This window comes from Paenibacillus sp. P4_A9 (genome assembly GCF_056402415.1).
The window spans coordinates 52,145-64,614 of the sequence record NZ_JBFUHL010000005.1; the positions used below are offsets into that span (position 1 = coordinate 52,145).

General features: G+C 45.8%; 9 protein-coding genes. 8 read left to right on the forward strand and 1 reads right to left on the reverse strand.

The genetic code is table 11. The features are described from left to right. Nucleotides 1–104: 104 nt before the first annotated feature. A complete protein-coding gene (locus AC1DVJ_RS06725; protein ID WP_477589347.1) occupies nt 105–1,871 on the forward strand; it encodes a methyl-accepting chemotaxis protein in 1,767 nt (588 codons plus the stop codon). Between the two features lie 487 nt (nt 1,872–2,358). Here the strand turns inward: AC1DVJ_RS06725 and AC1DVJ_RS06730 are convergent, their stop codons facing one another. Then, nucleotides 2,359–3,039 (reverse strand): endonuclease domain-containing protein, encoded by a 681-nt coding sequence (locus tag AC1DVJ_RS06730; protein ID WP_477589348.1) that lies wholly within the window; start codon nt 3,037–3,039, stop codon nt 2,359–2,361. Between the two features lie 605 nt (nt 3,040–3,644). On the opposite strand from AC1DVJ_RS06730, the gene AC1DVJ_RS06735 reads away from it, so the two are divergent. The 7 genes from AC1DVJ_RS06735 (at nt 3,645) to nagZ (ending at nt 12,429) form a co-directional block, all read left to right on the forward strand. Beyond that, nucleotides 3,645–4,088 (forward strand): OsmC family protein, encoded by a 444-nt coding sequence (locus AC1DVJ_RS06735; RefSeq protein ID WP_477589350.1) that lies wholly within the window; start codon nt 3,645–3,647, stop codon nt 4,086–4,088. A gap of 122 nt (nt 4,089–4,210) precedes the next feature. Continuing rightward, on the forward strand, nt 4,211–6,025 hold the full coding sequence (locus AC1DVJ_RS06740) for a cache domain-containing sensor histidine kinase (RefSeq protein ID WP_477589351.1): 1,815 nt from the start codon (nt 4,211–4,213) through the stop codon (nt 6,023–6,025). Next, complete coding sequence (locus AC1DVJ_RS06745) at nt 6,022–7,620, forward strand: response regulator (protein WP_477589352.1); 1,599 nt, start codon at nt 6,022–6,024, stop codon at nt 7,618–7,620. Before AC1DVJ_RS06740 ends, AC1DVJ_RS06745 begins: the two co-directional genes overlap by 4 nt. A 94-nt stretch (nt 7,621–7,714) precedes the next feature. Then, complete coding sequence (locus AC1DVJ_RS06750) at nt 7,715–9,061, forward strand: extracellular solute-binding protein (protein ID WP_477589354.1); 1,347 nt, start codon at nt 7,715–7,717, stop codon at nt 9,059–9,061. Between the two features lie 14 nt (nt 9,062–9,075). Then, nucleotides 9,076–9,960, forward strand: a complete 885-nt coding sequence (locus AC1DVJ_RS06755) for a carbohydrate ABC transporter permease (protein ID WP_477589356.1) — start codon at nt 9,076–9,078, stop codon at nt 9,958–9,960. Further along, nucleotides 9,957–10,772 (forward strand): carbohydrate ABC transporter permease, encoded by an 816-nt coding sequence (locus AC1DVJ_RS06760; RefSeq protein ID WP_477589358.1) that lies wholly within the window; start codon nt 9,957–9,959, stop codon nt 10,770–10,772. Before AC1DVJ_RS06755 ends, AC1DVJ_RS06760 begins: the two co-directional genes overlap by 4 nt. Before the next feature lie 25 nt (nt 10,773–10,797). Beyond that, the gene (nagZ, locus tag AC1DVJ_RS06765; RefSeq protein ID WP_477589360.1) at nt 10,798–12,429 is read left to right on the forward strand and encodes a beta-N-acetylhexosaminidase; all 1,632 of its coding nucleotides are present in this window, start codon (nt 10,798–10,800) and stop codon (nt 12,427–12,429) included. Nucleotides 12,430–12,470: the final 41 nt, after the last annotated feature.

The following is a 12,470-nucleotide window of genomic DNA, read 5'->3' on the forward strand; positions in this document are numbered from 1 at the left end:
TTTTGTAAAATAAACCATAGGTAAAATAATTTTTCCTGGTGTTAGGTTTTATGTCATTTAAAAGACTACTTTGTGATTTACACTCGGGGGGAGAATGGTTAACTTTGAAATACAATTCGAAATTGAGCAGCATGAATAGTACGGGAAAGCTGAACGGCAACCTGTCCATCCTTCGTAATCTTAAACTTCGATTTAAGCTGATGTTAATGAATGCAATAGCCATCTTATTCCTTTTAATTGTAGGTATTACCGGTTATTATTTTATGGACAAGATGTCTAGTAATTCTACTAGAATGTACGAGGAAAGTCTGCTATCTGTCAAATGGATTAATCAAATAAAAACAAATTTCAATGAAACTGAATCTAATTTGCTTGAAATGATGCTTTCCACGGATGTGAAATATAAGGCCAAGCTCAAAGCGAAGTTGGATGAGAACTCAGCTACCAATAAAGAATTAGTTACGAGAATAGCAGGAATTCCCCTTAATGAGGAAGAGAAGGGAGCTTTCAAAAGTTTCGAGGAGCTGAATTTGAAGTATCGTGAAGTCGTTACAAAAACGATCGATCAAGCGACGCAAAATAATCAAGTTGCTTATCAAATCTATAACAATGAAGTATCCCCACATGGTGATAAAACGGTAGAAGCGTTGGATAAGCTCGTTGGACTCAAAGAATCCGCTGCCGAACAATTCCAGAAATCGAGTAGTTCCGATTCAGCTACTTCTCATTTGGTCATTATTCTAACAATTATCATCGCGATTGTGGTGATGACTATGGGCGCTTTGGCCCTGAACATGATTATTTCTACGCCAATTCGCAGACTTCAAGAAAACATGGAAAAAGCAGCCGACGGTGATCTATCTGTTAAAGGGGACTACCCTTATGAGGATGAGGTTGGAAAGTTAACCCATTCCTTTAATGTGATGACGGAGAGCTTACGCAGTTTGGTTATGCAGATTGCTGATAATGCAGTGACGTTATCTGCAAGTTCGGAAGAGCTGCTAGCGAGCTCGGAGCAAAGCTCTTTGGCAGCGAAGCAGGTGGCTATTTCAAGTCAGCAGCTGTCGGAGGATTTCGATAAGCAATTTGCCGGTGTGACACAAGCGAATGAGGCTGTTGGTCTTATGCTGACGAGTACGAAGCAAATTGATGAGTCTGCGCAAGTGGTTGCCACTCTCGTGAATCAAGCGACGCGAGCAGCTCAGAACGGTAAGCAATCCGTGGTATCTATTGCAGGTCAAATGTCTGAGATATCTGAAGCGGTTCGTGACGTTAACGTGGTTATTGAAGCTTTGGGGCAAAATGCACACAAAATCGGTGAAATCGTCAATGTCATTAATGAGATTTCGACACAAACGAATCTGCTATCTTTGAACGCAGCGATTGAAGCGGCACGGGCTGGGGAATCCGGACGTGGCTTCGCGGTTGTAGCTGGGGAAGTGCGTAAACTGGCGGAGCAGTCGTCCACATCTGCGCGTAACATTACGGATCTGGTGTTGATGATTCAAAGTCAGATCAATCAAGCAGTAAGCTCCATGCATACGGGAGCAGGGAAAGTGCAAGAGGGATTGACGATTTCGGAGGAAGCGCAAGAATCGTTCGTACATATCGAGACTTCTGTCGAGAAAGTAAATGCGAAAGTAGAAGATGTGAATCGGAACATTCACCAACTCGTGGATGCGAACTTACGAATCGAGCAGGTGATGCGCATTGTGAGCTCCGTTTCGGAGACAGGGATTTCCGTCAGCCAAGAGACATCCGCTGCGAGTCAGCAGCAACTGTCGACTACGGAGGAAATTGAGAATTCCGCGAAGTCCTTAGCTGGACTCGCGGAGGAATTGCAAATTTCGTTGCAGAAATTTAAGGTGTAGAGTGGACCCGCGGGCATTGTGCCTGCGGGTTTTTGGTTTGATGCTGTAGCGTTGAAAAACACGCTTACAGCAGGAGAGCGGCGGGAAACCCGCCGGTTAGCGAGCTGTAGCGTTGAAAAATACGCTTACAGCGGTAGAACGGCGAGAAACCCGCCGGTTAGCGAGCTGTAGCGTTGAAAAACACGCTTACAGCAGGAGAACGGCGAGAAACCCGCCGGTTAGCGAGCTGTGGCGTTGAAAGACACGCTTACAGTGGTAGAACGGCGAGAAACCCGCCGGTTAGCGAGCTGTAGCGTTGAAAAACACGCTTACAGCAGGAGAACGGCGAGAAACCCGCCGGTTAGCGAGCTGTGGCGTTGAAAAACACGCTTACAGTGGTAGAACGGCGAGAAACCCGCCGGTTAGCGAGCTATAGCGTTGAAAAACACGCTTACAGCGGGAGAGTGGCTGCAACTCCGTCTAGCTTTCGAAATCTAGCTTCCGCAAGTTAGCCCATCAACTGTTGCAGCGCTTCAGCGGTAGGACGGTAGTATTTGATCCGCTGAGTTCCTTTCCCAACGCTTTCAAGGATCTTTTTTTCAAGCATGATCTTGAGCAGTTGTCGTGCTTTCTGATCTTTAACGGACAATACCTGGCACACATCTTGAATTGTAAGAAATGTCTCTAAGTTGAGCGCATACCGCAGGATTTCTTTTTCCATGTAGTTCATTGGAATGTTTAAGCTGCTTGTCATGCCAAAATACCGGCCCATGAATTGTTGTAAGACTTGTTGGCACATGCGCGGGCGATCTTTGATATCGTCGTAGGAGAAACGCAGTATTCTCCATCCATCGATGATGAGATGGTTCTGCCGAAGCAGCTGATCGGAGAATTGGGTGCGGCTAATTTGCGAAGCGTGGGTGGAGAATCCATCAATTTCGATGGCAAGTTTGAGCGTATGTTTGATAAAAGCAAAGTCAATGAATCGCGTGCCATCCCGAAAGTCTTTCACTTCATACTCGGGATGAAGATCATTGAAGTGTTTAAAGGCAGGCCACCAAACCTGCAAAAGAAATAATTTCTCAGCATGACTGTGGCCCTCCAGCAGCCTGCGAAGAGAGTCACCTTTTCGAGTAGATGCGTGGTAAGCAATAAATCCATCATGTGCAAGCTCAAATTCTATTTTCATTGGGATACCTCCTTGAAATAAATAAAGCCGCTTCTCTAAATCAGCCTAGGCTGAAATTAGAAAAGCGGCGTATTCTTTACGACCAACTATTTCTATATAATAGCACACACACGCCGTATATCACCAAAGTATTGACACGCATATACAATTGTTATATAATATTAAAGTTGATTGAAATGAAACCATATAAACACTTCATATTTAGCCTCATTTACCCCACACGAACGATTAGCGAGAAGAAAGTAACCCCCTCTCCTTGTTTGTTTTTCTCCCAATGCGCAGTCCATCAGCTCATTTATGGTAAACCCGAGGCAACGTAAGTGTTTCGGCAGTAAGTGTTTGTAACGCAATTCGCACTGGCGCGGTCATTGGAGCCGCAAGGATGAAAGAGAGGTAGGGCTTTCATTGTTTTGATTCCAACACATGAATTACGCAATTTCATAGATATCAATTGTAGTTAGATAGATCGTTTTCGTGCTGATTAGGTGCGGGAACGATTTTTTATGTTGTGCTAATGGCTGGTGAATCCTGCCTACTTCCTTTACAATAAAATCAAATCAACCGATGGTTTGTTAATAATGTTTGTGAAAAGAGGCGTAGAATCGATGACCGAACATCGCTTTGAACTCAAGGCAACTTGGACAGGCGGGCTAGACGGAACTGGCCACATTCAGGCGGGATGCCTCACAACGCCAATTTCCGTTCCAAGTGAATTTGATGGTCCAGGAATGGGAACAAATCCGGAAGAAATGCTGCTCGGTGCCGCGGCAACTTGTTACATCATCACTTTAGGTGCGCTGCTACAGCGGACAGAAATCCTATCTCTTGAGCTCCAATCCCACATCTTAGTTCAGAACCAACCTACGATGAAAGTGAATGCGATCATTCACCGTCCCCTCATCTCTGTGCCACCTCAAACGACCGAAGCGCAATTGGATAAAATAAATAAAGCGGCCATTCGTGCTGAACAGACCTGTATGATTAGCAAGGCTTTGCGAGGCAATGTACATATAAGCGTTGAGCCAAATATTCGAATCTTGGAAGCATAAACGAATCTTCGTTGCTGAGATGTTGTCTTGTTGTCTTGTTGTCTTGTCGTCTTGTTGTCTTGTCGTCTTGTCGTCTTGTCGTCTAAATGTCCGAGTCTATCTAGAAGGAGAGCAGCGCAGCGATGAATCTGAACAAAAAAGTATTTATCGGTTTTTTACTTTTCATTATCATCCCTTTATTCGTCCTCGGGTCAGCGGTTTACACGGTCTCCCAGCAGCTTATTGAGAAGAAATATGGAGATTTAACAGAAGTAACGCTGCAAGCGATCTCCCGCAATATTTATTACATGTTCAAGGAAGCGAACTATTTCTCGGATTTCTGGATGGTGAAAGATAGCATTCAAGGCATCTATCGTACGATAGATGCCGTTAAGCCGAACGCCGACTCGCTGTCCTCGTATGATTTGAATACGTTCGATACACTGCTTCGCGGCTCAATCCTCACATATTCACCTGTACAGTCTGTCGTCATTTACAACAATGCCGGCAAATCCTTCAGCGCAGGCCGCACGAGCGGAAGCGTGATTCCATGGACAACGATACAGCAAAGTATGGCCTTCCAGCATATTCAGGAGCTAAACGGCAGTCCCCTGTGGATTGGCCCCTCCGAGTTCAAGGAGTTCGGTTCAGGCCGCGGGGAATTCTATCAAGCGCGAATGGTCAAGGATTTTTGGACGATGGATAACCTAGGGTATATGCTATTGAAATTTAAATTCAATGAGTTGGATCAGATATTCAAATCCTTCAATACGAATGAGCAAAGCTCCAAGCGGTATCTGCTGATCAACAAGAATGGCCTTATTTTTTACGATAATAAGATGAGCTTAGATGGAGCCAATATCCTGCAATTAACGCAAGGGAAATTGGATCTTGGGCTTAAAAATTACAGCTTCCAGGCCAATTTTCAAAATGAAAAAAGCCTCATCTCCTTGTACCATTTGAATATTAATTCGATGGGTGTTCAGGACTGGAGTGTCGTGTCCATTACCTCATGGAAATATGTCGCTGGGGAAATTGAGACGATTATGAAGCTCGTAGCGGGAATAACATTTATTTGTTTATTCTTTGCGCTGGTGTATAACCTCGTCTTCGTCAGACGTATTATTCAATTGATCTTACGTATGCTGTCCTCGATGAAAAAAGTGGAACGGGGCGATCTTACTACGCGCATGGAAGTAAGCGGGAAGGACGAAACGACAGCGTTGGCGAGAGGCTTTAACAGCTTGGTCGTAAGGGTCGAGGATCTTCTCGAAGAGGTGAAGCGTCAGCAAGACCGCAAAAACAAGGCGGAGCTTATGCTGCTGCAAGCGCAGATTAAGCCTCATTTTCTTTTTAATACACTCGAATCGATCAATGTGCTAGCCATCCAAAACCAAGGGAAGAAAGTCAGCCAAATGGTTGTTCGACTTGGGAATTTGCTGCGGATCGGGATGGAAAATCGGGAAGAAATTACACTGAAGCAAGAGCTTGAGCATTTGCGCAGCTACTTGGAAATCCAGGAGTTCCGCTTTGAGGATCAGTTTCATTATACGATCGAGGTGCCGGAGGAGCTGCTCTATGAGAATATTTTGAAACTGACGCTTCAGCCTTTGGTCGAGAACAGCTTGCAGCATGGCTTTGAACCGATTGATTATATGGGACTCATCACGGTGAAGGTTGTCGATGAAGGCGAGCGGATTGGCCTGTACGTCACAGATAATGGTGTCGGGATCAGTAATGAAAAGCTAGCGAAATTCCATTATAAAACAGAGCTGGAGACGCCTTTTCATGAGATTCTGGAATCGAATGAAGAGCGGAGAGGACTTGGCGTAAGTAATGTTGCGGATCGGGTCCGCATTCAATATGGCGAGCACTATGGGATGTTTATTTGTTCGCAAGAAGGTCAAGGCACGACGATGAAGGTTGTAATTCCGAAAAGGAAGAGGGATATCCAATGAGGTTGAAGGCCATTTTGGCGGATGATGAGCCTAACATTTTACGGAATTTGCAGGCGGTCATTCCATGGGAAGAACTCGAAATAGATATTGTAGGCACAGCCAAAAACGGGCTTGAAGCCTTGGAACTTTGTGTTCTGCATATTCCTGACATCGTGATGAGTGATATACGGATGCCGCAAATGGACGGAATTACGTTTATCCATAAGCTTCGGGAAATCAATGAGGACTGCACGGTGCTGATGGTGACGGGGTATCAGGATTTCGAATATGTGCGTTCGCTTCTGAGAGCGGGCGTGAGTGATTATATCCTAAAGCCGATCAATTATGAAGAGCTAGAGAACTCGATCCGTAAGCTGGCCATCGAAATCCGAGCCAAAAAACAGAATCACCAGGAAGAGCTCCTTAAATGGGGGAAAATCAGAAGCTTGGCCTACGAGAAGATTTTGCAGGATATTATCTTGGACTATACCGATATCACTGCGAATACGCAGCTTCCTATTGATCATGGGGATTTGGAGACACTGAGATATGTATGTGTGATTATTGACGTGGATAATTACTCCCAGAAATCGTTGCTTTGGACAGAGCAAGAACGTAAGCTATGGAACTTCGCTGTGCGGAATGTCTTGCAAGATTCTTTGGCAGACGAGAAATCACAGTTCACCGTTCTGCAGATGCGCGAAGGGGAATGGTCTCTGCTGATGGAATGGGAGGAGGCAGATCCTTACACTGTCGAATCGAAGTTGAGTGATTTAGCAGCTAAGCTTCAGCAAAATGTGCTTCAATCTGTGAAGCTGGGCATCAGCGTGGGCTACTTTCCTGGGCCGGTCGGATTGCAACAGCTTGCGGATACGTATAGAAAACTGCAACGATTCATGCAGCTGAATCTAGATAAGCATCAATCCGTGCTGCCGTACAGAGAGACCAAAGAAACTGCGGATGCGAATAGCTCGCTTTGGTTTTTGGTGGAGGAAATTGTAACGGGACTGAAGCAACTGAACCGTCTCAAAACCGAAGATGCGCTTGATCGTCTAAAGTTACTGCTCGAAGGGCTATCGGAGAACTCCTTTGCTAGAGCTTACCAGATGCTGCACTATTTAATCCTGCATGTGCTTCGTGAGCTGCGCGAGATGAATGCGCTCGATAGTCAAGAGGAAGAACAGATTTGGCGTGAGCTGGATAAAAGCGAAAGTATCCAGCATTTGCTGCAGGTTATGGTACAGCTTGTATCGATCGGGCTGGAGGGTACGAACAAGAAGAAGAATAGTGAGCTACTGATGGCTGCAGCCAAGGAGTATATTCGAACGAATTATTCGACTGATTTTGGCATCGAGGATATTGCAAGCAGCCTAGGGATTAGCTCGAGTTATTTCAGTTTGTTATTTAAACAGCATTTTGGGGAAACCTTTGTGGAGCATGTAACGAAGCATCGGATGGAGCAGGCGAAATCCCTATTACTTCATAGTGACAAAAGCATTACCGATATTGGGAAAAGCGTTGGTTACATCGAACGGCGTTATTTTACCAAAGTATTTCAGAAGTTTACCGGCGAAATTCCTTCCGAGTATCGTGATAAGCGAAAGGAAGGGAACTAGAGGAATTTGCCCCTAGATTAGGAATTTATCTGTCTTTAGTCCGTGCAAGGGTTCAATTATACTTAAATGGTAAGCTTAAAGGAGAACCATGTGGATGAGAAAACGAACGTTTATTTGGCGCACAAGTGCCGTGGCTCTCACTTTCATACTGTCGGCATGCAGTATTCTGCCCAACAACTCGGATCCGCAAAGTGATGCGGCGGGCGGAAAAGGGTCCCAGAATGGTCCCATTCTCCTGACAATTCGGCATACACAGGTGAAGGATACACAGAAGAAACGACTAGCTATGCTGCACGAGGTTGTGAAAGCGACCGAAGCGAAGGTACCTGGCTTGACGATTACGCTGGATGGTGTTGAGGATAAGGTCAATCGCTTCGAGAAGCTGCGAGCGGAGATGGCTGCGGGCAACCCGCCAGAAATATTTGATCTGTTCGGAGGCACGGACACGAAGGATTATGTGAAGGCGAATCGACTGCTCGATCTCACGCCCATTCTGCAGGAGCTTGGATTAACGGATAAGTTTTATAGCTTTGAAGAGTTCAGTGTAAATGGCAAAATTTACGGGATTCCTATGGCGGGCTATGTGGAAGGCCTGTATTATAACAAAAAGATTTTGGCCGATCACGGGATCAAGCTGCCCCAAACCTGGGACGAGCTTGTCGCCGCATCGGAGAAGTTGAAAGCTGCCCACATTACCCCTTTTGCCATGGCAGCGAAGGATTCGTGGGTGATTAATATGATGATAAATACGATGTGGGTACGTACAGCAGGTGAGGATTCGATCGAGGGCTTTCTGAATGGAAGCAAGCGTTGGACAGATCCAGAGGTATTGCAAGCTTTTGAAGACTATCAATCGCTCATTCAGAAGGACTATTTTCAAGATGGCAGTCTAGCGCTTGCTTATGCGGAACAACAAAATACATTCAGCAGTGGGGCCGCAGCCTTCATGTTTGATGGTAGCTGGGCGAATACGCCGCTCCTTGATCCGGAGAAATCAGCGATTGCCCAGGATGTTGGTTTCATGAACTTCCCATCCATGGGCGGACCTGGTGATGGGTATATCAATGGCGGCTGGTCGAATGCCTATGGCTTCTCTCAAAAAGTCACGCCAGAGCAATTGATTGCGATCAAAGAATTTATTAAGCAAATGTACAATGAATCCATGCAAAAAAGGCAGCTCGTTGAAGAAGGTATGCCTCCTGCAATGATGCTGCATGATACGAGTGAAGTGAATCCATTGATTACGGAAATTTTGAATGTGTTTGCGAATAGCAAGGGAACTTTTCCTGCTTTCGATTCCCGCATTCAAACGAAGGTCAGAGAGAAACTTGAACGCGGGATGCAGGAGTTACTTGGCGGAAGAACTAATCCGACCTCACTTATGGCGGATTTGCAGAAGCAGCAGGAGGCTTCGAATAGAGAAGAAACCCATACCAAATAGTAGTAGGATGACATATGAACAAAATGGGAAGAAATGCATGGGCGTATACGCTTTTTACCTTACCGACGCTGCTCGTATTCGCGATTTTTTTCATCTTTCCGATGTTGATGTCGCTGCGCTACGGCTTTACGGAGTGGAATGGCATATCCTCGGCAAGGTTTAATGGGCTGGATAATTTCATAACAGCTTTTCAAGATCCTTATTTTTGGATTGCTGTGCGTAATAATATGTATTTCATTCTCTTCTCCATCGGGATTCAGATTCCCATTATTCTAGCCATTGCGCTGCTGGTGAGTAAAATAAAGCGCTGGATCGGGTTTTATAAAACCCTGATTTTCCTTCCAACGATTCTGTCGACTGCGGTCGTAGGTGTGCTCTGGGAATTTATTTATCACCCACAGGCGGGGCTCCTTAACCAAGCCTTAGAAGCTGTCGGTTTAGCCAAATGGCAGCATGCTTGGCTGGCAGATGGGGCGACGGCGATGCTCGCCATTTTGATCACAAATGCTTGGCAATGGATGGGGTTCTACGTGGTACTCGTGGTTTCCGCGATCTATGCCATTCCCAAACATCTCGTGGAAGCTGCTCAAATCGACGGTGCAGGCAGCATTAGACAAGCATGGTCCATTATTCTGCCGCTGTTGAGACCTGTTATTTTCGTCATGATGCTTTTATCCATAACGGGCGGCATGAAAGCGATGGACATTGTTGTTGTCATGACCGGTGGAAATCCTTATGGAATTACAGAAGTTATGGCATCCTATATGATAAAAAAAGCTTATCGTATCGGTGAATATGGTTACGCAAACGGCATTTCCGTGCTGATCCTCCTCTTTACAGCAATATTAACGTCGATATTCGGCTGGTTCACAAGAAAACCGGAGGAGGTGCGATTTTGAGAGGAAGCCTCCTGCGTCGCCTTTGCCCACATGCGGTATTACTGATCTACATTGGATTGATTTTATTCCCGTTAGGCTGGACGTTGAATTCGTCCTTCAAATCAAATAAAGAGATCATTACGGCGCCATGGTCCTTGCCTACGGAGCTCTCGTTTTCGAATTACTGGAATGCGTGGACTGGCGCGCATGTGGGTCAATATTTTATGAATAGTGTCATCAATTCGACGGTATCAGCAATTGTCTCTCTAGCTTTAGGAACAGCGACCGCTTATGCGCTAACTCGGATGTCTTTCCCAAGGCTTAGTCTGGTTCTGAAAAGAATACTGATCCTTGCCCTGCTTGTACCTGCAGCGTCCTTGCTAGTTCCCCTGTATATGCTCCTTAGGAGCCTGCATCTGTATAACACATCATTAGCTTTGATTCTTCCATATGTGACATTAGGGCTGCCTTGGACTATATTCATGGTGAGCAGCTTTCTCTCGTCCATTCCCAATGAGCTGGAAGAGGCGGGCATTATGGATGGGCTCTCCATTTATGGCTTGCTGTGGCGTGTGATTGTCCCCATATCCCTTCCGTCACTGTTTACCGTATTTATGCTGAACTTTCTGACAAGCTGGAATGAATTTATTATGGCAAATTTATATTTGTCCAAAGAGAAGCTTCGGACGCTCCCAGTGAGCATGGTGGCCTTCTATGACCAATTGAATATGAACTATGGTTCCCTATGCGCTGCGATCATGATCAGTATGATTCCTGTCGTTGTGATGTATTTTATCCTGCAAAAAGGCATCATGGAAAATATAAAAGCATAATCAATCATGCAAGGAGCGTGTACATATGTCATCAGTAGAAATTACGAACAATAAGCCCCTTACGCTGCGTCAAAAGGTAGGTCAACTATTTGCTTGTGGTTTTGACGCGATGGAGCCTAATCCGCATATTACGCAATTAATCGAAAAATATGGCATTGGCGGCGTCATCTATTTCCGTCGTAATGTGAAGGACGCCCATCAACTGGCTCAGTTGTCCGCTGACTTGCAAGCGATAAGCTTGAAGAGCGGCGGTCAGCCGTTATTTATCACGGTCGATCAGGAAGGCGGCATGGTGTCTCGGGTCGAAAAAGGAGCAACCTTGCTGCCAGGGAACATGGCTATGGGAGCTGCATTTGCACCATCAGGCGTCTATGCCAGCGCGAAAGTGATGGGGAAAGAGCTTCGCCAAATGGGCGTGAACATGAATCTGGCACCTTGCTTAGATATTAATAATAATCCGTTAAACCCGGTTATTGGAGTTCGTTCTTATGGTGAGACGGCAGCAATTGTGAGTGATTTGGGCACGCACGCTGTGAAGGGTATGCAGGATATGGGCGTTATCGCAACAGTGAAGCATTTCCCTGGACATGGCGATACAACTGCGGATTCGCATCATGATTTGCCAATTGTTCCACACAGCATGGAGCGATTGATGGAGCTAGAGCTTGCGCCATTCATCAAGGCGATTGAGGGTGGCGTAGATGCCATCATGTCCGCACATGTAGTCTTCGAGGCTTTGGAAGACAGCAGTGTACCTTCGACATTGTCGTATCGGATACTGACAGAACTACTGCGCGGCCGGCTTGGCTTCAAAGGGCTTATCGTGACGGATTGCTTAGAGATGAAGGCAATCTCAGAAGGAGTTGGCGTAGCGGAAGGTGCTGTTCGCGCATTAGAAGCGGGAGCGGATATTCTGTTGGTTAGTCATGCATTAGAAAGGCAGATTGCGGCTATTGAAGCCGTCGTAGCTGCGGTGGAAAGCGGTCGAATCCCAGAATCGCGTATTGATGAGTCCGTTCTGCGAGTTATGACGTACAAATTTAAGCGTGACATTCGCTTTGATACATTAATCCCGATTCCCGAGGGGCCAATCTCGACGCCTGAGCATCAGCTGCTGGCCAAGGAACTGAGTCGTAAAAGCATCACCAAGGTCAAAGACGAGGTCGGCAAGGTGCTTCAACTCAACGATAAAACAGGCGTGATTTGGACAGAAGTCCAATCGGGTACTGAAATTGATGAAGTTGTTGATCGTGAGGGAACTCTCGGCGGTACGTTGTCAGAATTGACAGGCGAGCACGTTCAGGAGATGTACTTAGGGTTATATCCATCTGATGAAGAAATTGAGGAAACATTGAAGCGCTGTGAAGCATTTGAGCAAGTTGTGATTGTTACCTACAACGCGACCTTCTCACAAGGGCAAACGAAGCTGGTTAAAGCATTGGCTCAGAAGGATGAATTGCACCTTATCGTAGCTGCAGGACGGAATCCCTATGATTTGCTTGAATTCCCAGAAGTGAAGACGTACTATGCCTGCTATGAGAATCGGCCGCTAGCCATGGTTTCTCTGGCTAATGTGTTACTGGGGCGTGAAGCAGCTGTTGGACGGTTACCTGTTACATTATCGGAGAAATATCCGATTGGTTGGAGACAGGATTAGGCGAAAATAGGTATACAGAAATTGTATCTAGTATTTTGCAG